The organism is Flagellimonas zhangzhouensis, from assembly GCF_900102925.1.
Lineage (GTDB): Bacteria > Bacteroidota > Bacteroidia > Flavobacteriales > Flavobacteriaceae > Flagellimonas > Flagellimonas zhangzhouensis.
In genome coordinates, this window is record NZ_FNKI01000002.1 from 553,009 (window position 1) to 578,102 (window position 25,094).

23 protein-coding genes are annotated in these 25,094 nt (G+C 42.2%); 8 read left to right on the plus strand and 15 right to left on the minus strand.

Features of this window, described 5'->3' with window-relative positions; translation table 11 throughout:
• Positions 1-133 precede the first annotated feature (133 nt).
• The gene (locus tag BLQ18_RS09360) at positions 134-2,086 is read right to left on the minus strand and encodes a DUF4365 domain-containing protein (RefSeq protein WP_090294727.1); all 1,953 of its coding nucleotides are present in this window, start codon (positions 2,084-2,086) and stop codon (positions 134-136) included.
• A gap of 26 nt (positions 2,087-2,112) precedes the next feature.
• Between BLQ18_RS09360 and BLQ18_RS09365 the strand changes: the two genes are divergently transcribed.
• Positions 2,113-3,120 (plus strand): hypothetical protein, encoded by a 1,008-nt coding sequence (locus BLQ18_RS09365; RefSeq protein WP_090294731.1) that lies wholly within the window; start codon positions 2,113-2,115, stop codon positions 3,118-3,120.
• 268 nt (positions 3,121-3,388) lie between these two features.
• Here BLQ18_RS09365 and BLQ18_RS09370 read toward each other — a convergent pair whose 3' ends face one another.
• Entirely contained in the window at positions 3,389-4,516 is a 1,128-nt protein-coding gene (locus BLQ18_RS09370) for a hypothetical protein (protein WP_090294734.1), read from the minus strand.
• A 569-nt stretch (positions 4,517-5,085) separates the two neighbouring features.
• On the opposite strand from BLQ18_RS09370, the gene BLQ18_RS09375 reads away from it, so the two are divergent.
• Positions 5,086-6,360: a site-specific integrase gene (locus BLQ18_RS09375; protein ID WP_067036128.1), complete on the plus strand. Its 1,275-nt coding sequence runs from the start codon at positions 5,086-5,088 to the stop codon at positions 6,358-6,360.
• A 237-nt stretch (positions 6,361-6,597) separates the two neighbouring features.
• On the opposite strand, the gene BLQ18_RS09380 is transcribed toward BLQ18_RS09375, so the two are convergent.
• Entirely contained in the window at positions 6,598-7,596 is a 999-nt protein-coding gene (locus BLQ18_RS09380) for a nucleotidyl transferase AbiEii/AbiGii toxin family protein (RefSeq protein ID WP_090294737.1), read from the minus strand.
• The gene (locus BLQ18_RS09385; protein WP_067036133.1) at positions 7,593-8,207 is read right to left on the minus strand and encodes a DUF6088 family protein; all 615 of its coding nucleotides are present in this window, start codon (positions 8,205-8,207) and stop codon (positions 7,593-7,595) included. Before BLQ18_RS09385 ends, BLQ18_RS09380 begins: the two co-directional genes overlap by 4 nt.
• Before the next feature lie 598 nt (positions 8,208-8,805).
• On the opposite strand from BLQ18_RS09385, the gene BLQ18_RS09390 reads away from it, so the two are divergent.
• Both BLQ18_RS09390 and BLQ18_RS09405 read left to right on the plus strand, forming a co-directional pair.
• Positions 8,806-10,602 carry a ParB/RepB/Spo0J family partition protein gene (locus BLQ18_RS09390; protein WP_090297488.1) on the plus strand — a complete coding sequence of 599 codons (1,797 nt, stop codon included), beginning with the start codon at positions 8,806-8,808 and terminating at the stop codon, positions 10,600-10,602.
• Positions 10,603-11,160: 558 nt separating this feature from the next.
• Positions 11,161-11,967 (plus strand): membrane metalloprotease, encoded by an 807-nt coding sequence (locus tag BLQ18_RS09405; RefSeq protein ID WP_245668099.1) that lies wholly within the window; start codon positions 11,161-11,163, stop codon positions 11,965-11,967.
• 62 nt (positions 11,968-12,029) lie between these two features.
• On the opposite strand, the gene BLQ18_RS09410 is transcribed toward BLQ18_RS09405, so the two are convergent.
• From BLQ18_RS09410 to BLQ18_RS09460, 11 genes are all read right to left on the minus strand, one after another.
• A complete protein-coding gene (locus BLQ18_RS09410) occupies positions 12,030-12,983 on the minus strand; it encodes a DUF4382 domain-containing protein (protein WP_067036152.1) in 954 nt (317 codons plus the stop codon).
• A gap of 443 nt (positions 12,984-13,426) precedes the next feature.
• Positions 13,427-14,248, minus strand: coding sequence for an NHL repeat-containing protein (locus tag BLQ18_RS09415; RefSeq protein WP_067036222.1), 822 nt, complete (start codon positions 14,246-14,248; stop codon positions 13,427-13,429).
• Positions 14,238-14,579, minus strand: a complete 342-nt coding sequence (locus BLQ18_RS09420) for a hypothetical protein (protein WP_067036155.1) — start codon at positions 14,577-14,579, stop codon at positions 14,238-14,240. The genes BLQ18_RS09415 and BLQ18_RS09420 overlap by 11 nt, the downstream gene beginning before the upstream one ends.
• A gap of 5 nt (positions 14,580-14,584) precedes the next feature.
• Positions 14,585-15,055: a heavy-metal-associated domain-containing protein gene (locus tag BLQ18_RS09425; protein WP_245668100.1), complete on the minus strand. Its 471-nt coding sequence runs from the start codon at positions 15,053-15,055 to the stop codon at positions 14,585-14,587.
• A gap of 43 nt (positions 15,056-15,098) precedes the next feature.
• A complete protein-coding gene (locus BLQ18_RS09430; protein ID WP_067036161.1) occupies positions 15,099-15,956 on the minus strand; it encodes a hypothetical protein in 858 nt (285 codons plus the stop codon).
• A gap of 17 nt (positions 15,957-15,973) precedes the next feature.
• Complete coding sequence (locus BLQ18_RS09435; RefSeq protein ID WP_067036165.1) at positions 15,974-16,243, minus strand: thioredoxin family protein; 270 nt, start codon at positions 16,241-16,243, stop codon at positions 15,974-15,976.
• A gap of 158 nt (positions 16,244-16,401) precedes the next feature.
• Positions 16,402-16,764 (minus strand): metal-sensing transcriptional repressor, encoded by a 363-nt coding sequence (locus BLQ18_RS09440; protein WP_072882308.1) that lies wholly within the window; start codon positions 16,762-16,764, stop codon positions 16,402-16,404.
• A gap of 58 nt (positions 16,765-16,822) precedes the next feature.
• On the minus strand, positions 16,823-17,029 hold the full coding sequence (locus BLQ18_RS17100; RefSeq protein ID WP_072882309.1) for a GDCCVxC domain-containing (seleno)protein: 207 nt from the start codon (positions 17,027-17,029) through the stop codon (positions 16,823-16,825).
• Position 17,030: 1 nt separating this feature from the next.
• Complete coding sequence (gene merTP, locus BLQ18_RS09450) at positions 17,031-17,633, minus strand: mercuric transport protein MerTP (protein WP_090294745.1); 603 nt, start codon at positions 17,631-17,633, stop codon at positions 17,031-17,033.
• Between the two features lies 1 nt (position 17,634).
• Positions 17,635-17,931 (minus strand): ArsR/SmtB family transcription factor, encoded by a 297-nt coding sequence (locus tag BLQ18_RS09455; RefSeq protein WP_369885153.1) that lies wholly within the window; start codon positions 17,929-17,931, stop codon positions 17,635-17,637.
• 319 nt (positions 17,932-18,250) lie between these two features.
• Entirely contained in the window at positions 18,251-18,559 is a 309-nt protein-coding gene (locus BLQ18_RS09460) for a hypothetical protein (protein ID WP_139150384.1), read from the minus strand.
• A 68-nt stretch (positions 18,560-18,627) separates the two neighbouring features.
• Between BLQ18_RS09460 and BLQ18_RS09465 the strand changes: the two genes are divergently transcribed.
• The 4 genes from BLQ18_RS09465 to BLQ18_RS09480 all read left to right on the plus strand — a co-directional run bounded on the left by BLQ18_RS09465 (position 18,628) and on the right by BLQ18_RS09480 (position 25,069).
• Positions 18,628-18,936, plus strand: a complete 309-nt coding sequence (locus BLQ18_RS09465; protein WP_090294754.1) for a DUF6660 family protein — start codon at positions 18,628-18,630, stop codon at positions 18,934-18,936.
• A 123-nt stretch (positions 18,937-19,059) separates the two neighbouring features.
• Positions 19,060-23,433 (plus strand): CusA/CzcA family heavy metal efflux RND transporter, encoded by a 4,374-nt coding sequence (locus BLQ18_RS09470; RefSeq protein WP_090294757.1) that lies wholly within the window; start codon positions 19,060-19,062, stop codon positions 23,431-23,433.
• A gap of 4 nt (positions 23,434-23,437) precedes the next feature.
• Positions 23,438-24,637 (plus strand): efflux RND transporter periplasmic adaptor subunit, encoded by a 1,200-nt coding sequence (locus BLQ18_RS09475; RefSeq protein ID WP_090297494.1) that lies wholly within the window; start codon positions 23,438-23,440, stop codon positions 24,635-24,637.
• Between the two features lie 15 nt (positions 24,638-24,652).
• Positions 24,653-25,069, plus strand: a complete 417-nt coding sequence (locus BLQ18_RS09480) for a Fur family transcriptional regulator (RefSeq protein ID WP_067036187.1) — start codon at positions 24,653-24,655, stop codon at positions 25,067-25,069.
• Positions 25,070-25,094 lie beyond the last annotated feature (25 nt).

The following is a 25,094-nucleotide window of genomic DNA, read 5'->3' on the forward strand; positions in this document are numbered from 1 at the left end:
GGCACTCACTAAATGCAAAAGCATATACAACGCGTGGGCTCTCTTATAATTTTTGACTTCAATCTAGGATAGATATTCAGTTAATAAATATAGGTTATAACCTACTACTTATAACATAACCTGAACACTACAGTCATTTATCTTTTAATTTCCTAATTAAATCATCAATCTCTGTAAATCTATTTTGTCCGTTTAGGATTCTCATGGTTGGTCTTTCCTTTTTTTCGGAATTAACAGAAAGTATCGTATCGATAAATTTACTTAAATCAAAAATCATTTCTTTTTGACCGCTGCTTTCTAAATGTGAGTAAAGTTCAACTAAATAATCCTCTTTATTGAAAAAGAATGCCGTTCTTATTATGGAGGGTAAAAGCTTAATGTACTCTTCAGAGGACATAGAACCAATTGTGGAATTTATCCATGCTTCTATATCTCCATGATTGATTAAGGCGCTCATCAAAAAACAAATCGTTGCATTTTCGTTTAGGTTTTTACGGATTAATAATTCTCCCATGTTATACCAAGCGGAATGATACAAGAAGTCTAAATCTAATACTTTCAAGAATATATCAAAAGAATCATCATCAACATTGATATTTTCGAATACTGACTCATAATACTTTAGTGCGTCTTTTTCTTTTCGAGTTTGTTTTTCGATTTCGAATTTGGTGCATAATGCTTTTAAACAGATGAGTTTTAAAAAAAATTCATCTATAGGGTTTTCTGCTTGTTTTAGGTATTCTTCAAATGTTGATATCGCTTGTTTATACCGTCCCGAAAACATCAATGCATCGCCAAAAAGACCTTTTACTTTAGAATTATCCTTTATATCCAAAGAGCATTTATATAAAGTTGCGGAAATGGAATATTTTTCTGAACGAAATAACACACTTGCTAGTTCAGAGAAGTAATACTCATGGTTCAAATAAATAGGCGCATACTTTCTACAAAGATTGTAATGCTTTACTGCGAAAGTAAATTCGTGAATATGACTGTAATAATTTCCTAAATTGTAATGGCAAATTCCAATACTCACATTTTTATTATCATTGACTGCCTTATCAAGCCTTTGCTTGAGGAATTTCTCGTAAGACTTTATTTTAGATTTATTGTTATTTGCGAGAAAAGCAATATTAAGCTGTGTGACAGCAGTTGCTTCCATCGATTGGTTATCGAGTAATTTTCCTGCAATTTCAATGGTTTCATCTTGATAGCTAGAATTCAAAAGACCTTGAAAGACAGATGTGAAAATCTCTTGTCTCATCACTAATCTTTCACTTAATCCTGCCTTAAATATTATACTTGCACCAATATCATTTTTGTTGGCATTTAACAGGCAAATAGCTATGCCTATTAAAACATCCGCTGATAAACCTTCAATAAATTCTTCATCCTTTCTTTTGTCAAGATTATGAAACCAGCAACCCGAGAATTCAGGCGGTGCAATAATTAAGCTGTTTTTCTCAAAGGTTACCGAAAATAAAGCGTTTTCTGATTTGGTGACTAGAACAAACTCCTTGAATTTATTTAGTGTTTTTTTAAGTTTATTATGGAAGATTGAGCTTAACTCTCCTTTTACATCTTCTTGATTAACATGGATTGATATAGGTATGGGAAAAGCAAAATTCCCATATTTGAATGCTCTTACTTTAAAAAGATAATTCTCAATACTTGAAGAGGTGTCTGTAGACCATAAATTATCCTCGTTAAGCTTAATTCTGAAAGATTCAGCATTCTTTTTTGCAAAAAACAAATCAATATTGCTTATCCATTTTATGTAAAAAGAATCAAGATTTGCTGAATACCTTGCTAAAAGTACTGGGACATCTAGGGTTTTGTAATAGTTAAGAGTGTCTAGAGAAAAGCTTACATTTAAAATTCTCTTAGGTTTATTTGAATCCGTTGCTTTAAGCTGAACCCAAAAAAAGATACCAGTTGAGTTTCCATCATTGTCGAATATCTCGACTTCTAAATCAATGCCATAGTCATTGCTTTTGTCCCTTACCACCCATTTCCTTGGAAGACAAAGCCTGAATTTGGCTCTTGAAATATCCTCTAAATCATGTTGGTTAGGTCTGGTTGGCATGGATTTAATTTATTAATTTTAAAACTATGAATTTACTGAATTATGAAACACATATAAAAGAGGTTATTTGTAATACGGATGTTAAATCAGGTTCAATTTTTAATCCAGAATTTTCTCCCTTAGTTGATGATTACCTACAGACGTATTCCTTTTATCAAGAGGCATTAGTACATAATAATGATTTCGGAATCGAACCTGCTTATTTATATTTTAAAAATGACTTTAGCCTTAATGCAGCCGCAAAGAGAACCCCGAACAATGTCTACTTGGTTTCAATTAATATGGGGACTGTTGATTGGTTGGTTAGAAGGTTGAAAAACAACACCGCATTGATTGAGGATACAAATATTAATTTGTTTAGGATACTATCCCCGTATTTAGATAATCCGATAAACATATTATTCTATCAAGCCTGTTGTCATTACACTTTTTATCATGAAATGGGGCATTTAGTTCAAAACTCCAACTTTCTAAATGATTCAGTAGAGGAGAATCCAGTCTTCAATTCAAGATTCAATTTTGACAGGCACTTATTGGAAATTGATGCAGATACTTTTAGTGCATTATGTTTAGGTACTCATATATTTCAGTATTGTGAGAGGTTATTTGGCGCAAATTTTACTAGGGAGCGTCTGCAAGGTCTTGTGGTACTATTCTCAATATCTATTTTCATGTATCTACTTTCATTCTCTGGTAATACTGAAAGGTTCTATTTAAAAGAATCTACTCATCCTCACCCCGCTTTAAGATTGACGAATTTCTTGATGGTGTTAACGAAGTATTGCAACGACTCACTTGAGGATAGAGAATCGGGGTTTACTGTTAATCAGGGTGACATGTTTATTTTCGCTATGGAAATAGCAGAGGAACTTCAAGGCTACTTCTTTAATGCTTCTGTGGTTTCCAACTATAGGCAGACTATGATAGAAAATCATAGTCAAGCTGTTGAATATCTAAGTGAGCTAGTAGAAGCTAACAGTAAACTTCAAACTACTGCTACCCATAAATGGAATCTTAGGCATGCGAAGATTTAGGATTTGAAGATTCCATTTGTAATTAATTTATATGTTAGCTGTAGTTGATTTGCCATGACCAAGGTTGGTTTAACATTCAATACATTATGTGAAAGTTTTTAAGTAATCCCTAAGGTGGATGAGCTAGATGGTTGAGACCACCAAGAACGGAAAATTTGACCCCAACCAATATTTGGATTTACTGTTTTGAAAATCAAATTTTTAGGTTAGTTTCAAAGGTGCTCATTTTAACAGGCCAGTGTGGTATACTATGTCCGGCGTTTCCACTCTAGTTGAAATAAAAATTTTCTGTTGCCAGATCTGAGATGCTAAATTGCGCCACTAAAGAATCCATAAGAGTTTGATTTAATCTTATCCACGATTCTTCATGATTTTCAAAAAGATCAATTTGTTTACTGTCCAATGGGATGGGTTCCGTTAGCTGAATTTTTCTATTAGTAAACATGTTAGATGAATCTTCCATGATTAGTATTTGATTGATTATATCGTCTCCATATTTATTTTTTTGATTCAATATAGACTGTAATATCTTTAATCTATCTTTTAAAATAATTGAGTCTCTAAAAAATGAGGGCCTCCTATATATCGCCTCTAAATTAATTGTATCTGAATTACTCTCATCTATGAGAACTAAGCCTTGAATATATCTATCCATCATTAAATTGATGTTCATATATTCAATTATGTCGGCATATTTACGGCTACTCTTTGTTAATTCGATTTTTAAGTTTTCCCTATGTATAGCATTTCCAAATAAGGGCTTTTCCAGAAGATTGGAGACTAGAGCTTCATAGATATTTTTAGAATCTGGGTCAATTGGTTTAATCAGCTCAAGGCCTACGGTCTTAATTCTCCAACCACTTCTAAAATAATAGATTTCCATCTTATAATGGTAAAGACTTTGAGAAATTTTGATTTGTTTGTTTTCGAAGTATTTATACGATATAACAATAGGGTAGGAGAGAACTTCACTCTTTGTTTTAATAAGAGAGAACTCACCAAAGCTCATATCATAGTCTTTGACATAATCTATTGCAACATCTTTGATGGCAAATTTTAATTCGGAAGTTTTAATAATATTATTGAGAGAGGGGATTGACATTAATTTTATTCCATCAAGAAAAAAAAGTTTTACGTTTTTTAAAGTATGTTGGGGATTTTCATTTTTGATAACTAATTCATCAACAAATGAGCCTTTTTTAACTTTGGTCGAAATGCTTAATTTTGGTTGTGACTCTTCGAGTTTTTCACGGATTGTCAGCTCAAGTTGATTTTGATTGATTTTGTTTTGATACATGGCAATAAGAACACTAGCTAGAATTAGAAGAATGCCTAATGTTTGTATAGTGGGTTGATATTTTTTTAAGAAACTATTTAGTTTTTTGAACTTTTTCATTAAACTCTAATTATATCTTAAAGGTAGGTTTATTCATTTAATTCGTTGTAGGCAATATTCCAAGACTCCATTTAAATATTGTGTTCAATATTGCGCCAATACTTCAATGTTGCAGCTTTCCATATGAAATAGAAATTATTCATCCATTAGATATGTTGGGCCATAATTTCTTGTAATCACAGAAATTAATTTTATTCATAACTTTACTTATGTAAAAGCACATAAAATTTGTGTTTAAAAGTTGTTTATTGCTTTCCGTGTTCTTAACGGGAATACCTTCAAGATTTCAGGGTTAAAACAATGATTTTCAGCGAAATAAGATTTAGTCGATGATTCAGTCATCCCGACGAACCATGGTTTTATGACACTAAGTAAAACCTTAATTAATTGAAAACCAGAAAATTAATTTTTTCTGGTTTTTTTTATTTCCATCTGAAACCATCGATGAGGATGTCCTATAGAGTGTCCTATTTTTGTCGGGAAAAATTCCCTAAATTGTACTTCTGTAATTGATTTTTCGTGTGATTTGACTTTCGCTTAATCCAAAGTTTAACTTAAAGCGAGAACACATGAATACCTCTAACGCCTTCAGTATCAGTTTTTGGCTGAAAAAATCAGGAAGAAAAAAAGATGGACGTTTTCCAATTTATGTCCGAATCAGATGTAAAGGAAAAAATGCAGATCTCAGTGTCCATCGATCAACTTTTGAAGAACGATGGTGTCCTATTTTGGGAAAAATGGACCATAGGGCCAGTGAATCCGTTGTTGTCAACAAATATTTGGACGACGTCCGGGCAAAATTACTGGAATGCCATCGACAACTCTGTGCGGAGAGCAACTTTATAACGGCACAATCCATCAAGCTTAGATATCTGGGGAAGGACAAGGTGATGCTCACCCTATTGGACCTTTTGGAGTATAACCGAACCTATGAGTTGCCCAAACTGGCCAAAGGGACAGTCAAGAACTATTCTTCTACAGAGACCTACCTGAAACGTTTCATTGCCAAAAAATATCGGGTGCCCGATATTGGGTTGGCCTCCATTGACTATGCCTTTTTGATTGAATTTGAAAACTTCCTGCGGAACTGCGAACCCATCAAGTCGTTCCAAACATTGAACAACAATGGCATCATGAAACATATGCTACGGTTCAAGAAATTGGTGACCATGGCCTATAAATTTGATTGCATCCCCAAGAATCCCTTCAACCTCTATAAAGTGAAAATGGAGGATTATGACAGTGCTTTTCTGGAAGAGGAGGAAATCTTGGCACTGGGCCAATTGAAATTCGAGGAAAAGGGGATGGAACTGGTCCGCGATATTTTCCTTTTTGCATGCTATACTGGACTGAGCTACATTGAGATCAAACTTCTCAAACCCAACGGTATCGTATCCGGCATCGATGGGGAACTATGGATCGATGTAAAGCGCCAAAAGACCAAGACCGAAGTCAAGGTCCCCCTATTGACCAAAGCCAAGAAAATCTTGGAGAAGTATGCGGATTTTCCCAAAAATGAAGATATTGTTCTTCCTGTGTACTCAAATCAAAAGGTGAACCAATACCTAAAGATCATTGCACAAAGGGCAAATATTGATAAGCACCTAACGTTCCATGTGGCCAGACATACCTTTGCAACAACAATCACCCTTATGAACGACGTACCCATAGAGACCGTTTCCAAGCTCTTGGGGCATACCAAGCTTTCCACGACCCAAAAGTATGCAAGGGTGGTGGAAAAGAAAATCAGTAAGGACATGGCCCAATTGAAAAACATATTGGATGAGAGCAGCCATAAAATTCAAGATAACAGTGGGGTTCCCAATTTGAGAATTGTACGGTAGAGCTGTAGGGGTATTGTTATTTCTATTTAGAATACCTTTCAGGAAAGCAGTTTTTGCTGATGAGCGGGTTGTTTTATGCGCAATATCGAATGCAGTTCGACTTCAACAGATAAGACAGGACACTTAGTTTCAAGGGGTCAAAAGTCAGCTGTCGCGGAAAGGGACTCTACTTCAACGCTACTTTAACATTTGAGTCCTGTTTCTGGGCTATTTGAGAACAATTGGAATCAAAATGAACTAGGCTGAATTAAACCTATCTCTCAAGCCGGTTAGCTTGTTGATTAAATCTTTAAAGCTTTCCGTTTTACCATAGAACATGCTCTCTTTCATCTCCGCATAATCTTCTTCCCATTCTGCCATAACTTCTTCAGGTGGAATGAAATTCAAAGTTTTATAACCATGCTTTGAATAATCGATCCAAGATATTCGTGCATATACTTCTCGGTGTGCCACAATTTTGTCGTACAATGCTTTGTCCTTTATTGCCGATTCCCCAAATCCTGTATCCATCATTCTGGATACATCATATAAATGCCTTGTCATTCGATGACCTCTTATTGGTCCCCGTTCTTTTGGTTTCTGAAATTCCTCATGCAATAGGAACAGTTTTTCCAAAAATGTGCGTTGAGGCAAAACTGTGGGTATATAAACGGCTTTATCAGCAAAGGATAGGCCTTTGTACATTTCCCCAATAAACGATATAACCTCTCTATTTTCAAAGGGTCCCCGAAGTGACCTGGAGCTTATTTCAACCAGTATTCTGGGTTCTAAATAGGGAACCTTGTCGACCAATGACTTATAGCGGATTTCAATGGCCAAGGGATCAGTATCTGATTCTTCAAAATCGCGGACATGGATGGTAAAATCCTTGATGCCCATTTCATGAAGCTTATCCTCTAAATCTTGTGGCAGTATCTCGCTCACAAACTTGCATGATGCCTTTCTAAGTTTTTTAACCTGTTTTCGGGAAAGATCTCCCTCAAATTCAAAAAAGGATTTATCCATACCCAGATCTATGTCCTCCGAAAAGCGCTCAATAAGTCTCCATGCCTTGCTCAAGGATGTACCTCCTTTGAAAACCAGATGGTTTGAATATTTGGTTTCGAATAGGGTGCGAAGGACAGCGACCACCCACCAATCCTTTTCTATGGCCGCCTGTGGAAGGCCTTTTAAAATACTTGTTTGAACAATCACTTCTCTTCTGTCCTGTTCGGATAAATCAAACCATTCCTTCATGTCGGTTCCCTTTTTGATAGTGAATTTTGCATAATTTCAGAAATCCAAACAGGAGCTAGTTTCATATCATGAACTATTGATTCTCTGTCAACCTTTTGGAGTATCATATTTATTTTTTCCAAGGTTTTGTCATCTATATTGTGTTTGCCCAATTGGCGCAGGGCTTGCATGATAAGGATATTGGTCTCACTCTTGACGGCTAGAATTTTAGGGGAAGCCTTTTTAAACTTTATTGTATTTTCCCCAACGGATATGGTACGGGAAGTTCCGTCCGTTAAGTAAACTAAATTCAAAGGTACCTGTGTGGAAAGCCCCAGTTGGTTGAGTGCCTGAATCCCAGTGGGAATAATTCTGGCCTTATCCCTTTTAGAGATTGCTTTGGCAATTTCTTCCAAAGACGGATATAACGTCCCAAGTAGCTTGTGTTCTTTGGGATATAGATAAATGCCTTGGGCCAATCGGATCAAAAAACCTTTGTCCTCTAACCTTTTCAATGCTTGCCTTATCGCTTCAGATGTACCGAATTTGGAAAAGTTTTTCGGGAAAAAAATTTTTCCACGCTTATGGTTCGAAATTGAATTTTTTATAAGTTTTTCAGTGGGTATGGGCATTTTGTCACTTATTTTCCGTCACAAATTTAGTAAAAAAATGTGACGAATAAATTTTTGGGGAGACAAGAGTGAAAATCACAAAAGATGGAGGGTGTAAACCTAGTGCTGTTGGTCTTGACCAACAGCACTAGGCAAATTTTCCACATGGTAAACATCGGTGTTCATGAGCTATTTTGATATTTCAAGTGAATTGTGAACACCGATGTTTACCATGTAGTGAAGTTAGTTTTTTCCAGGAAGAAAGTCAATGGGGTAGGGGCTTTGTCGACGGTGTGTTATAAACAAATTAATGAACAGTGTGCTCTTGGGCCAAAATTCTTAAACTTGTCTATATGCATGGCAAGGGCAACCATTGGGTTCCCAAGGAGCGCTTTTGAAACCATTATAAATCACATCAGGTACCAACGCTTGAATTTTGCCTTATAACTTTTATTTTCTTACCAATATTCCCGAAAGTTAAGCTCGCATAATTTTCTCGGACAAGGGACGGCATAAAGCCGTTCCGTAAGTCTCTTTTTATTCCGTTTCCTTGCCACCCCAAAATTTTGTCTTCCGCTTGGTTTTTGCTCAAATATTGTTTAACCAAAATCCAAAAATCATGGAAGCACAAACAAAACAAAGAGCGACACGCAAGGGAAACGCCAAGCAATCATCAAAAGTAAAGCGACCCACACCGCAGAAGGAACGGAATGCTGTTCCACAAATCCAGATGTTGGAAATCGGTTCGGTTTCTCCAGATCCGACACAACCCCGAAAGACCTTTGATGAGCAAAGTCTCCATCATTTGGCACAGAGCATTGCCGAACATGGGGTGTTACAGCCGATCACGGTACGAAAATCAGATGATGGCTATATCATCGTCATGGGGGAACGTCGGTTCCGTGCCAGTAGATTGGCAGGATTGTCCACTATCCCTGCCATGGTAAGGAACTATGTCGATACGGAAGTTCTGGAAGTGCAGATCATTGAGAACCTGCAACGGAAGGATGTGGAACCCACAGAGGAGGCAGAGGCCATCCAGTTTCTGTTGGACCGCTACGAACCGAACGAGATTGCCAAACGGTTGGGTCGTTCCGAGAACTATATCCGCCAGCGCATCAAACTAGCAGGCTTGATCGAAGGGTTTAGGGTCTTTGTCCGAAATGGGGAAATGACCATTTCCCTTGGGGTGGCAGTGGCCCTTTTTGAACCTGGGGAACAACAGATGATGCTAGAAAGCCTTGAAGGAGAATACCAAGGGCATCGGATCAAACGGATGATTGAAAGCCGGACCTTTGACCTGACCAAAGCCTGCTTTGATGTAACGGACAAAACTTTGGTGCCCAAAGCAGGGGCATGTGTTGTCTGTCCCTTCAATGCCGCTAACCAAGGTAACTTGTTCGGGGAAGGGAAGATGGTCTGTACCCGGACATCCTGTTTTGAGAACAAAAAGACCAAGACATTTATGCAACTCTTGAAAAGGGTGAAAAAGGAGGGACTGAAACTGGTACCCAACATCAGCAAATATTGGGTGGATGAGGAACACAACCAATGGGTCATGGCCCAAATGGAAAAAGAAGGTCTTGAGGTACATTTGACCAATGAACTGGAAATTTTAAAGGAGCCTCTTGAGCCTACCATGAAAAGCATTAAAGAAGAGCACCGGCACTATGAATACACCGAGGAAGAATTGGCTGAATTCCTTGACGAAGCTTTGGAATCCTTCACCGAGGAAAAGGAGGCATGGGACAAGGCCGTGGAAAATGGATTTGAAAAGGGTATTCTACTGGAAACGGATACCTACTTGACACAGTCCATTTTTGTAAAGGTCAGGGAAGAAACCAATAATGGAAGTTCAGGTGCCAAGTCCTTGGAGGAACGGAAGATGGCCGAATGTTCCCCAGAGGAACAGATCATCAAGATTCATGCACGGGAACTTAGGAAAAAACAGATCGAGAACAACCACCAGTTCAAGGAAGTGGTGGATATGATCCGGGAAACGGATTACATCAATAGGAACAAACCTTTGACCACGGATGAAATGGTGGCCATCTCCATCTCACTGTTCGAGAACAACATTGGATATTATAGTCAAAGGGAACATTTTGAGGGGTTCATTGGGGAGGATTCCAAATTGTCCCGAGAGGAGCTGGTGGCCCGGTTCAAACAAAACTTCAAGAAAGAGACCTTCTATAAACTGATACGGTTTTTGTTGACCCGGCAGGTACACCTTGGGGAAAGCAACCATACCAATGACCTGACCAACCAATCTTTCTATGTGGCGATGCTATCCTTTTACAAAAAAAAGATCTCGGCCATTGAAGAAACATATGCAGAAAGTCGTCAAAAGCGTGAAGCAAGGATCAAGGAAAGGATTATAGTTCTGGAACGGCAGGCCAAGGCAATTGAGGATTAACAAAGATTGATGGAAGGGGCCTGTCACCAGGTCTCTTTTTTTTGGACATCCATTGTTTATCTACATCGTTATGTAAGCTATAATGTCCAACTGATTATTGTGCTCCCAGGGTTCTACTGAATGGACCAAGGTAATGGGATAGCTTCCTTTATCCCTTCCCTTAATTAAACCTATGGTTCCATTATGGGCATGGACACCAAAAAAAGAGTGGGGGACATGTTTTTTATCTAGGGTATTACTTTTAAAATTCTTTTTTGCCAAACTCACTATCAATGAACCGCGATTTGTTCTTTGCGTTACTGAAGGTATAGGATAGACTTGGGATAATTATGTCCACCACAATGATATATTTGATGGTGGTAAAAAATTCCCCTTCCCCAAAGGTCGTGAAAGCTACTCTTTGCTGCCCAAAAGCAAAAGATCGATATTTTGCCACCGCAAGGTGGTGCTCAGGCGATTGTCCAAAAAGGTCTTTCGAAACGTTAGGTCGAGGGAATATGGTTTAAAAATAAACGGGACAAGGGCATACTATCCTTTTTTATCTGCCGTTGGGTAAATATGGAATTACATGTAAGAAAAAGATTTTGTTCCATTTGTTTAATGGGATTGCTTGGTATTTTGGGTCTTGGCTGCAGTGCCGACTCGGGACAAGCGGATGATGGAAATGGATTGAACGACACAATGGATGTTTCACAGAACCGTAAGTCCGTCGGGGATTCGGCCGCAGATCTGTTGGATGGTTCCCGTTTTCCAGCACTGCACCTTGAAATATTCTATGTGGAAGGTCTAAAGCCCAGTGCAACAACCTTGGACAATTTTGAGTCCTTCTTGATGGAACGGCTCCATAAACCCGATGGGGTTACCATTGCGCTTACAGAGATTTCATCCTCGGGGCAGGCCGTTTATTCCATTACGGATATCAGGAACTTGGAGGATGATATACGTACAGCCTATAACCAAGAGGGTATCCTAAAGGTTTTTGGCCTTTTTATTGATGGGGAATATTCCGAGAACACGGAAAACGGTTCCGTATTGGGGGTAGCCTACAGGAACACCTCCTTTGTCATCTTTGCAGATACCATCCGGGAATTTAGCGGACAACCCTTGGCCCCGAGCACTACGGTTCTGGAGACCACGGTCCTTGACCATGAGTTTGGACATCTATTGGGATTGGTAAATGCCGGTACCCCATTGCAAAGTACGCATCAGGATGAGACACACGGAAAGCATTGTACCACTGAGGATTGTCTGATGTATTGGACAGCGGAAACCGGTGAGGGGCTCATCAATATGATTAGTGGCGGCACCATTCCAGGATTGGATGCAGCCTGTTTGGCAGATTTACAGGCCAATGGTGGCAAATAAAACCTTTGACCATAAAAAAAGCCCCGTTCTGGGGCTTTTCTTGTTATAATCGATGGGATTGCCTATAGCGAAGCGGTCCCGGTCACGGTGACATTGGCGCTCAACTGTAGGGCCGATGTGATATTGATGGCCCCCAGGTCGAGACCTGTGGTGGACTCCACTTCCAATTGTGAGTTGAAATAAAACTCAGTACCATCTTGGGTATAGGAAGCAAAGATGAGTTCATACTCCCCTTCGGCCAAAAAGTTAAGGCTATAGGAGTTGTTGATTCCGCCCACTTCAGCACTGGTCACGGCATTGGCGAACCTGATACTGCTCTCACCCTGGCCCTGGGTCTCCACTTCGGCATTGTATGTGCCCTTTTCATAGGCATACACCACAATTTTATCGGAAGTATCTTGGGAATCGTTGACCGTACCCGAAATCTCTCCCGTCGCTTCTTTGTTTACGGTCCGAATACCTGCGGAAAGCTCTGAAAGCGTCACGAAATCAAAGTCTGATTCCAAGGTCCCCTGTTCTTCCTTTATGGTCTTTCGCAGGTCGAAATCGATGATGATCTCATTGGTATTGGTGGCAAAGACCTCGAAACTATCAGTGATATTGATGGACTGTGAGGTCGACGCGATCTTGTCCTTGGTCCCATCGGCCATTTCCACATAACATCCCGGGGCATTGCCATCCATATCGGAATCATAGTCCAGTACAAGTTCCAAATTGGAATAGGTTCCCGCTTCCATGTCAAGATTGCCCAAAGTTTTGGTCTGCCCGTTGACCAAGGCCGAAAGGTCAAAAGTGGTCTTGGAGAACCCCTCAATGGAGTTTCCGTCCACCTTTACATCGGAGACCGTGATGAACACAGCTTCCACGTTCGCATTGTCAATGGGTGCATCGGTCATTTTAAGGGTTGTTTGATAAGATTCCTTCTCTACATTGTCATTTTCATTGTTGTCACTACAGGATACTATCAAAAGCATTGTTCCAAAGATAATTCCCAAGTTTTTCAAAAGGGTCTTCATAAAAATTAAGATTTAAGGATTTATTATTTGTTTCAGTAATATAACAATTGGCATACGTCAAACCCTACTTGGGTCAAACAGGCCCAATACAATGCCGACTTCATGGAATGATGGTTCGGACTCCCTACGATAGGGCTCACAGATGATACGGCATACTTAGAAACACATTGGATTTTTTTGATTAAAGAGGTCAAGGGTCCTGGTCCGTATACGTAGAACAATGGTTCTGATATTTTAAATCAATGAAGGTTCGATCATTTACGTTTTTCGATTGGATTGTTCAAACAACAAGCGGGAAAGTGAACCTTGAAATTTGGGACAAAAACATGATTCTGGGAATCTTGTTTTCAGTAATGGCTTAATCGGTTTCCCGCTCAGTTTAAAGGATGGTCGTTTTGTAAAGCGAACTTTTTAAGGAACAAGTGAATTGTCCAATGTCCCCACTATTTTCTGGACCAGATTAAAATTGCGTTCTCCTTAAAATTCGTGCTGTATAGGTATTCCCCGTCGAATTGCACATCCGTTGGATACTTGATGCTTTCGGTCAAGACTTGCCGCAATGATCCATCAAAGTTGTAAATCAACACCCGGCCATTTTCTTGGTCGGTAATTGCGAACTCCCTTCCCCCCATTGCAATACCGGAAGCGACGTTCATTTTTTCATTTCCACCAATGGTTTTTAGGTGTGTTCCATCGAACCCGAAGACCTGTATTCTGCTGTTGTACGCATCGGCCACATATATCCTGTTATCCTTCATCTTTACGTCTATCGGATAGTACAGCTCCCCATCTTTGTGCCCCTGCCTACCAATAGTGAAGCATTCATTCGGTGTCTGTACGATGATTCGGTGGTTATAAAAATCGGCTACAAGAACTGTATCTCCGTAAATGGAAACCCCTGCTGGGGCCTGTGGTCTTTTGGATAGTTTCAAAGGCCATCTTTTGTCATCTCTATATTGCCAGATGGTGTCCGTCAAAAATTCGGGAATAAACAGGGTGCCATTGTCAGTATGGATGTTCATTGGTCGCTGGATACCAGTAATCGAATCCAACAGCTCTCCGTCCCGGTCGATCTTGTAAAGCCTAAAATAATCAGGATCGGAAAACCATATCGCATCACCATCTTTGGCCAAAGCCAAGGGTCGGGCTTTCTCGGGCAGCATGATCTTCCGTTCGAACTGCCATTGTTTCTCGGGCTGCTCACAACTTGACATAAGGGACAGTAAAAAAACAACCTGAATAATATGTGCGGGTCTAATATTCATATCCATAGTTTACTATCGTAAGTATTAAAACCAGAAATGTAACGGTCCAAAGCGTCCACGAATTAATGTGGTGCTTTTGTCCATGGTTTTGACAAGGACCTGCATTCCCACATTTCCTTTCATTTTTGATGTTTTTAAAATGGGCGAACCCAAGCGTTCCTGCCGAAATAGTGGTCAGATAGGGCTGCACGGGATGTACCCATTCAAAATTCCCACCCAAGAAACCCAGTCCCGCCACGACCGACAACAAGGTCGGGGCCAAACAGCACATTACCGGAAGAAGGGCCGCTACCAAGCTGGTGCCCAATACCATTTTGAGAATTACTTTCATAAGGCCTATTCTATTTTGGACAGTATGATCTCCCATTGGTCCGAGAGATTATCATCATCTTCATCCTGTACCGTGCCACTTAGCGTTGTCCTGCCCACCGCCAATTTTTGAACCAATTCGATTGATGTATCCTGCGATACCGCAAACCGTTCGTTATCGGTCTCGATGTACCATTGGCCATCCTCTTTCGTTGCGTTACCCATTAGAACCACTTCGGCTTTCTTTGCCGAAAAACCGTTCTTTTTGACCTCTTCCTGAATGCTACGTAAGGTAAGGTCATTTTTTTCGGCCAATCCCAAATACGCTTTTCCATCGTTCAGGCTGACGCGAACCTCCTGAAGCCCGTCCATCTTTTTCAACCCGCGTTCCAATCCATAGGCACAGGGCGCGCAGTCCATTCCATAGACTTCTTGGTCAACCCTGGCGATTTGGCCGCTTATCGTGCCTATTCCAAGAATACCGATCAGGGCCATCATTTTGATGTTTTTCATTATATGTGCTTTTTAATTTATACTGTGTTTACAACCAATAACTTAAATTTACGGCAATCCGATACCTTTCTTTTACCCAACCGGGTGTCAAATCCTGTACTACTGGAACCATCGCACCAAAGGATATGCCCCAAGCACCGTAAAGTCCTAGGAAAGAAGGTCCCACCAAAACCTTTGTACTGCGCGTATCGCTCAAATCCAGTTGTCCATCAATTTTATTGACTCCAGGGAATTCGGCCAATGATTCGATAAAGATGCGCCAATCGGGTTTTGGGTAATCACCCAAAAAGATATTGGGCCGGTACCCCACAACGGCACTCGCATAGGGCAGGTCGCCCAATCGTTCGTCATCTCTTTCAAAATAATATTGGTAACCGCCACCGATCCATGCATACCAAGTGCGTGAGGCATAGCCCGTGGAAATGGCTGCATGTATAGCGTTGCCGACATTGACCTGTCCCCTGACATTATCGGTAGGAGTGGAAACACCCACGATGGCAGTGGACTCAAACCGCTTTCCCACACCAAAGGCGTTCGAGAAAAAACGGTACCAAAGGGAAGCCTCGATATCCCCATTGGCGGGCATATTGCTATTGCCCCGTGTCCTTGGCGTCTCGCCCAACCGTTCTATCAGTGTGGGCGTGGTAAGGTTTACCTGTAGATCTTCTGTAATGCCATAGGAAAATAGGTAGCGCAACATATAGGAGGTTTCGGTTTCTGTGCCTAGGCTCATCCCGGCCACGTTCAAATCCACACCGCCTTTGGCAAGGGTCGGTGTCTGTAGCCCATAGAGGGGGCCGTGGCCCTGGGCCATCACCGATCCTGATATGGCCAATAGCAATATCAATTTGACATAGCGAATGTTCAGGGATATTCTGCAAATCATATGCAAACACTTTTCAATTATGACTGCCCAATTCCTGCTTCCACCAATTCCATTTCGGTAATGGCCGAATCCTTACAGCATTCCAAGAGCTCACCGTTCACGACCACAGCAGGCACTTTCTTGATGCCGTATTCATCCAACTTATCAAGACAGGTCTTGTCCTCACATAGCCTGACCAGATCATAGGTCGTTACCTCACATGTATCGCAGGCCAGTTCCTTTATCTTTTTGACCACGGGGTCACAGACCGGACAATTGGCCGTAAATACTTCTACTTGACGTTTCATGTTTCTGTTTTTTAAATAGTTTAAAATTTCCTGTACACGACATGGAATTCAAACAATGCATCAAAGGTAGAATGATGGGTAGGGTGGTCTCCAAATAAAATTTCAAAAAAAAAGCCCGCATCGTGCAGGCCATCAAATCGGTTCTGATTATGGGGAGGTCAGGCATTTTTGTGGTTTTCGAGTTTGGCCTTGAGCGCATCTATCTCCTTCATCTTTTCCGTTAGGCTGTCCAATTCCAAATCTGGAAATTGCTTTCGTATAAATTCGATACGTTCTTCATTGCCGCAATTTCCTGGACAGGCCTCGACAGTCTCAGATATCTTGATGGCGAGGGTCTTTCGATAGGTCTCATCGAGGAGCAGGTGATGTGCCTTGTCCAAGGCGTTCTTCACTGCTTTGAACTGTACCAAAATCTTCTCGGGGTCGGAACTTTCGTCCAATAACCTGACCAAACCGTTTACCTGTCCATTGATGCTTTGAAGTCTCGTTTTGATGTCCTGGCTTAAATCTTTTGGTATCATAATTTATATTTTATCTGCAATATATGGTTGTGAAAAGGTTGGTCTACCACTATTCTCGTCAACAACAGGAAGATTTATTCTGTATGGGTGGACAGGCGACAGAGCCATAGGAACAAAAAACACAGCAATCGCCTTCTTTAGGTCGAATTACTTCGTGACAGTTTTTACATTCATAAAAGTACTGGCAAGCATCGGTTGGCATTTCTTCCTCTTCTTGGTACCCACATTTCGGACAGGTAATGGTAGATAATATTTTTGTATCCATATTATTCGGAAACGTTATAGCCCGTATTGTTGATGGCCTTTATGATTCGTTGCTCCGTAACTTTGGTACGGTCATATTTAACTGTAGTATTGCTTTTTTCATAGCTTGCTTTTACTGAAACGATACCGTCCAATTTGTTGACCTCGCTCTCAATGTGGTTTTCGCAGCCGGAACAGGTCATTCCTTCCACTGTAAAGGTTATATCTACCATGTTGTCCTGGGGCACATATATGATTTCCTTGGTCGGTTGGGCATAAAAAAGCCCTGAGAAATATGGAAATGCCAGCATCAGTCCCGCAAAGAGGGTAACAAACAGCAGGAACCTTTTTGATTGTAGAAAAGAAGGTTTTACATCATTTTCACAGGCACAATCAATTTCTTGCTGCGATTTTGACTTTAGCTTCTGGTACCAGGCAAATCCAAGTACCAATACGGTCAGGCCTATAAAAAATGGTCTGAAAGCTTCCAGCCATGCAAAGGTAGATGCCATTCCGCTGGTGCCCGCAATCAATGCAAGCACAGGTGTGATGCAGCATAATGAAGCTGTGATCGCTGTAAAAACTCCAGTGAACATTGCTGAATATGATGATCTTTCTATGTTCATTCTATGCAACTTTTTTGTTTTCCTGAAGCCTGCTGAATATGCCTTCCAACACCTCGCTTTGGCCTTTTACCAGTGAGTAATACAAGGTTTGGCCTTCCCGTCTGGAGGTAATTAGACCAGCATCCTTCATCTTACGGATATGCTGCGAAATTGCGGGTACGGTCATTTCCAGTATATCTGAAAAATCACAAGGGCAGAGCTCACCTTCCTTGTTCAGCAGGAAAAGAATCTTCAATCTGGTCTCATTTCCTGCTAGGGCCAGTACCTTACCAATAGTGTTGATTGAATTCGAACTCATCCGTAGTGTCTCGCGACAGCGCATCAACTGCTTTTGGTCTGCCTCGGCGCGGGTGCAACTTATTTCAAGGGCCATGATAAAAATTTTATTAAAGATAAGGTTATATCATTATATAAGCAAATGCTTAAATAAATTGTTTTTTTATGACCGGTTTATGGAACGACTGGCTTATCCTTCAAGGAAGCATCCCATTACAGGTCAACTTCCCCCTTTTGAATAGGACTTTTATACATCCCACGTGGCCTTTAGTACTGCCCGCTACATAAATTGAATCTTTTAGGCCACCATTTTGTACTATGATTAAGACCGTTTATTACGGTCAGTTGGACACCTGTCCATTACAAGGAACGTTTGCTTGTTCCACTTGCCAACTGTACTTTGTTTCGTGATCCATGGCAGTTGTAGTGGCTTGTTCCAGCAGTGATTTATTTTTTCGGCTATCATGAGCGTTCTTGGATACTTTGATTTTTTCCAGACGAATTGGGATTGGGACGTACTCTGGTAAAGCCATAGCCTTTTGGGGGTCGGTATGGATTGGAAATTTCCTGTCTTGAATTTTGGATGGTCCGGATTGCCCCATTTGATCATCCTTTGAAATTTGAAATGGAATGCTCTTGGTTCCACACACTAAATCTTCAATAGGTCCTTTCCGGATTTTGCAATGCAGTTGCACCAAAGTTCTGTTATCTTTGCAAAGTGAAATTTTTTACCGTCATATTATCCATCTACGTGTTGGCACTCAATGTGGTTCCTTGCAGTGATGCGGGTAACGTAACAGAAGACTCCCAAGGTGTTTATCTGGTTCAATTTGATGGTGAACACAGCGAGAATTGTGAACTATGCTCACCATTTTGCCACTGCCATTGCTGCCATGTGCACACGGTGGATTTTGGTATAGCTCGATTCCAGCCGCTTCAAGAGACTTACCTTGAAGAGGATTTCACCCATTTTGAAGGATTGGGCAAGGAATTTACCGACCCACTATTTCAACCTCCACAGGTTTAATTCAGTTTTACAGGATAGCTATATCCGATTATGAGGTTTATGGACTTTGAACTTTTCAAAGACCTGTTCCCTCATACTTGCAACCCTATTGCATTGGTTCAACTGAATTAAAACACATTTTATATGATCAACAGAATCATTGATTTTTCAATCAATAACAAATTTATTATAGGTCTGCTGACCCTCGCATTGATTGGTGCGGGCGTTTATAGCATGACCCAAGTTCCCATCGATGCCGTACCGGATATCACCAATAATCAAGTGCAGGTCATCACTCAATCACCTAATCTGGGAACAGAGGATATTGAGCAATTCGTGACCTATCCCGTGGAAGTTGCGATGAGCAACCTACCCAATGTCAAGGAAATCCGCTCTGTTTCCCGTTTTGGGCTTTCTGTGGTGACCATTGTATTTGACGATGAGGTGGGCACTTATTTGCCCAGACAACTTGTAGCCGAAAAACTGCCCGAGGTTCAGGAACAGATCCCTTCTGGCTTTGGCAAACCCGTTATGGGGCCAATTTCAACGGGATTGGGCGAAATCTACCAATATACCCTTGAAGTAGATGATGAACATCAAGGTGAATATTCGGCAACGGAACTGCGAACGATGCAGGACTGGATTGTACGGAGACAGATGGCCATGGTACCCGGCGTGGTTGAGGTAAACGCCTTTGGCGGAAACAAAAAGCAATACGAAGTGGCGGTTGACCCGGACGAACTTCGCGCCATTGGTATTACCATTACAGAAGTGTTCTCGGCCCTTGAAAACAACAACCAGAATACAGGTGGGGCCTACATCGAGCGTAACCACCAAGCCAACTTCATTCGTGGTGAAGGACTGGCCAGGACCATATCGGATATTGAAAACATGGTGGTCAAGGCCGTTAATGGCATTCCCATCAAAGTGAAGGATATAGGTAAGGTAAGCATGGGAAGTGCAGTACGCTATGGTGCGCTTACCAAAGATGGAAAGGGTGAAGCTGTGGGCGGAATGATCTTGATGCTCAAAGGGGCAAATTCCAACGAGGTGATCGAGAACGTGACCCGACGTGTGGAACAGATACAACGGTCCCTTCCTGAAGGAGTGTCCATCAAACCTTTCCTTGACCGCAGCGAATTGATCGCCGAGACAACAGGCACGGTAACGGGGAACCTTTTGGAAGGTGGGCTTATCGTGATCTTCGTGTTGGCCTTGTTATTGGGAAATTGGCGTGGCGGACTCATTGTGGCTTCGACCATACCCTTATCCCTTTTGTTTGCCTTTATTCTGATGAATGTTTTTGACGTATGGGCAAACTTGATGAGCTTGGGGGCAATCGATTTTGGAATCATTGTGGATGGTGCGGTGATCATCGTAGAGGGCACCGTTTTTTTAATGTACTCCTATGTGGTCAAAAAGAATGGCGTTAGTGCAGAAACACGGGATGACATCGCCGCTAAGGCCTCCAAAAAAATGATGAACGCCGCTTTCTTTGGCCAGCTGATCATTCTGATCGTGTTCCTGCCCATTTTAGCCTTGGAGGGCGTCGAAGGGAAAATGTTCCGGCCCATGGCCCTCACCTTCATTTTCGCCATGATCGGGGCCATGCTATTGTGCCTTACCTATGTGCCCATGGTTTCGGCATTGTTCCTACGGCCGCCAAAATCCAAAAAACAATCCTATGGCGATAGGTTCGTGCATTGGATTGAGCAGAAATATGAACCGTTGTTGACCAAATCACTTTCCAAGGCCAAAGTGGTCGTAAGCATTGCCATTGCCATTTTTGCCATTGCCATTTTCGTCTTTACGAGAATGGGTGGTGAGTTTATCCCGCAATTGGACGAAGGCGATATTGCCTTTCACGCGATCTTGAAACCCGGCAGTTCCCTGTCGGAAACCATCGAAACCACGACAAAGATTGAACGTATCGTGAAGGCCGAATTTCCCGAAGCGGAAACCGTTCTCAGCCGTATCGGTGTCGCCGATGTACCAACGGACCCGATGCCCATGGATATCGCCGATATCTTCGTTATCCTCAAACCAACGGATGAATGGACATCTGCAGAAAGCAAGGATGAATTGGTGGAAAAAATGAAGGAGGCCATCAGTATCGTTCCCGGTGTGAATTTTGAGTTTACCCAACCTATCGAAATGCGCTTCAACGAATTGCTTACGGGTGTTCGTGAGGATGTGGCCATTAAATTGTTCGGGGAAGACCTCGGCATATTGGCAAGCAAGGCCGAGGAAATGGGGGAAATCATTGCCACCGTTCCCGGTGTGGCAGATATGAAAGTTGAGGCCACGGACGGCCTACCACAAATCACCATTGACTATAACCGCAATAAATTGGCACAGTACGGTCTAAAGATCGAACAGCTCAATAAAGTGGTACAGGCCGCCTTTGCAGGAGGAAAGGCAGGCGTAATCTTCGAGGGTGAAAAACGGTTTGACCTGGTCGTAAGGCTTCAAGAGGAAAACCGCCAAGGCATCGAGGACATCCAGAACCTGTTTATCAACCTGCCCAATGGTTCGCAAATCCCATTACGGGAAATTGCCGAGGTAAGTTATGAACCCGGCCCCATGCAGATAAGCCGTGACAATACCAATAGGCGGACCTATGTGGGCATCAATATTCGCGACCGTGACGTAAAATCCGTTGTAGAGGATATCCAAGAAAAATTGGATGCTCAGTTTGACCTGCCCACAGGATATTACATTCGGTATGGTGGAGCTTTCGAAAATCTGGAACGCGCCAGCAATAGATTGCAAACTGTGGTCCCTATTGCCTTGTTCCTGATTTTCATATTGATTTATTTTGCGCTAAAGTCCTTTCCACAGACCTTGATGATCTACCTCGCCATCCCGATGGCCACCATTGGCGGTGTGTTCGCCCTCTGGTTAAGGGATATGCCCTTTAGTATTTCCGCGGGGGTCGGCTTTATCGTGCTTTTTGGCGTGGCCGTTCTGAACGGACTCGTCATGATAAGTGGTCTCAATGAACTGAAGGAAGAAGGCGTGACCAATCTTAAAGGTAGAATTATAGAAGGCACCAAAAGACGGATTCGTCCCATTATGCTCACGGCCTTTACGGATATTTTAGGGTTTCTTCCCATGGCCGTTTCGGCTTCGGCCGGGGCAGAGGTACAGCGACCTTTGGCCACCGTGGTCATTGGTGGCTTGATAACTTCGACCCTCTTGACCCTCTTTATCCTACCCATCTTTTACCAATGGGTTGAGGGACGTTCGGAACGGATGAGTAAACCCGACCCGAAATGGGTTACCCCTGTGGTCATGGTCCTTCTTTTGTTCGCCACCGCACTGCCTGCCAAAATGCATGCGCAAGAAGGTTTTGAAAATGCACGGCAGATCCAGCCTAAAGATTCACTGCCCGCTATTTCATTGGAAGAGGCGGTGGAAGTTTCCAAGAAAAACTACCCGCTGTTGAAAGCGAAACAATGGGAGGTCCAAAAACAAACCGCCCTAAAAGGTATGGCTTACGACCTTGGCAATACCCAGGTCTTCACAGGTGGCGAAGAAATTGTGGACGGACAAGGAATTTATACCTTGGTTGGGGTTGGACAACAGAATATCGACCTTTTAAGCATCCGTGCAAAAAGGCGTTTGCAGAGACAACGCATCGCTTTGGCCGAGACAGCTCTTGACCTTTCCGAACTGCAAGTGGAACAGGAGGTCAAAAAGGCTTGGTCAGAAGCCTATCGACAACGACAGAAATTTGAACTGTACCGTGAACTGGATTCCATTTATTCACAGTTTAAAAAAGCAATAGAACTCAACTTCAAGGTAGAGGCCATTTCCCGGCTGGAATATTCATCGGCCACAAATCAGGCCTTACAAATCAACAATCAACTGCAACAGGCCGAAAGTGATTATGCCATTGCCCTACAAAAGCTCAATCTTTGGTTGTTTTCGGACATCTACTATTCCGTTCCAGAAAAACTTGATGAAAGTGCGGTAACGGTTTTAGGATGGGACGGGGATTTGGGAAAACACCCAGCGCTGGAACTTTCACAAAGGCGCATCGAGGAGGCCGAGGCGACATACGATGCGGCACGGGCTGACTTGCTGCCTAAGTTCAACCTTCAGGGCGGACTGCAACAGGTCAATGGCAATAGCGGGTTCTACACCTATCAAGCCGGCATTTCGGTTCCTTTGTTTTCAGGTGGACAGCGTAGTCAAGCCAAGGCCGCCAAAATTGAAAGTGAAATCGCAAAGACCAATGCGGATTATACCAAACGCCAGCTGCAATCCGAATATCGGCAGGCGGTGCAAGCCTATCGGAAATGGAGCGCATCGTGGCAATTTTATAGGGACAAGGCCTTGCCGCTTGCCCAAGAGCAGCGCAGGGGAGCGTTGTTGGCCTACGCGGAGGGTGCGGTGGACTATGCAGCGTTCACACAGATTATTCGGGATGCCATAAACACGGAAACGGATGCACTTGACGCTCTTGACAACTATCTAGAATCAGTATTTGAATTACAATATTTTAAACAATAGACAAATGAACAATCTTTTTAAATATAGCGTTATCGGGCTCGTGACGATGCTCTTGGTTCTTACTTCCTGTGGGAATTCCAAAGCCGATACTGAAGAAGCAAAGCAAAAAAAACCTGAAATGGGCGAAATGCACAAAGAAAGTGAAGCCAAAGAAGCCATGCTTACGGAGGCGCAGTGCCGGAACCTTAACATGAGAATCGATACCGTTGCCCAACGTGTTATGAAGCAGTATGTGGAAGCCAATGGCCAACTGGAGGTCCCACCTCAGAATGAAGCGACCATTACGACGGTCGTGGGTGCCAATGTGGTGTCCATAGAGGTCATTGAAGGCGACAAAGTAAAAAAGGGACAAACGGTCGCCTATTTGTCCCACCCCAATATCATCCAGAAACAGACCGATTACCTGAACGCCTACAGTAACAGCCAGTTTCTGCAAAAGGAATTTGAAAGACAAAAAACCCTGTATGATGCCGGGGTGGGCAGCGGGGCCAACTTTCAAAAGGCCAAAGCGGAATACCGGGCCTCCCAAAGCCTGGCAAAAGGATTGGAAGCACAGTTGGAACAATTGAACATTAGTGCATCCGGGGTCAGAAACGGTACGATTTACCAACGGGTGGCATTGCGAAGTCCCATTGAGGGATTTGTCCAAAAAGTAGCGGTCAAAACCGGGCAGTACGTAGAACCGCAGACCGACCTATTTGAAATCGTTGACACCCATCACGTCCATGCCGATTTAATGGTGTTTGAAAAGGATGTGTACAAAGTAAAGGTAGGCCAGCAAGTATCCTTCAATGTGCAATCCATTCCCGGAAAGGAACTTACTGCGAAAATTTATTCCGTAGGGAAAACTTTCGAGCAAAATCCCAAAGCGATACACGTCCATGCTGAAATCGAGAACAAGGAAGGGCAGCTGATTCCAGGGATGTATGTTGAAGGACGGATTGAAATCCAAAAATCCGAGACCGTTGCGGTGCCTGAAAGTGCAATAAGTTCAAACGAAGGAAAGAAGTATATTTTTAAAGCGGAGCGTGAAGGCAATGACTGGAGCTTCAAACCTGTCGAAATTAGCACAGGCCCAAATGACGGGGATTGGGTCGCCATCGATTTTGTAGATTCCGTTGGGCCATATACTACATTTGCATACAACAATGCCTACTATTTAATGGCCCAAATGAAAAAAGGGGATGCGGGACATAGCCATTGATAAAATTACAATATGATGACAGAAATTGAAAAAACATTGGAAAACAAAGGTGTACGCCCAACGGCGATGCGTATTTTGATCTATAAATATTTGGCTGAAAAGGAAGTGGCCATTGCCCTGACCGATATGGAGAACGCTTTCTCAAAAGCGGACAGAACCACATTGTACCGGACCCTGAAGACCTTTGAGGAAAAACGAATTGTGCACCAAATAGATGATGGCACCAATATTTCAAAGTATGCCCTGTGCGAACCAGGTTGCAATTGTGAAATGGAACAAGATCTGCACCTGCACTTTCATTGCGATAACTGTGATGAAACGGTCTGTCTCACTGAGCATAAGATTCCCCATATCAATCTACCTGATGGGTATGTGGCAGAAAATGCCAATTTGGTCATTAAGGGAATTTGCGACAAATGCAGCGGTCAATAAATGCACTTCCGTTGCACGAAACTAA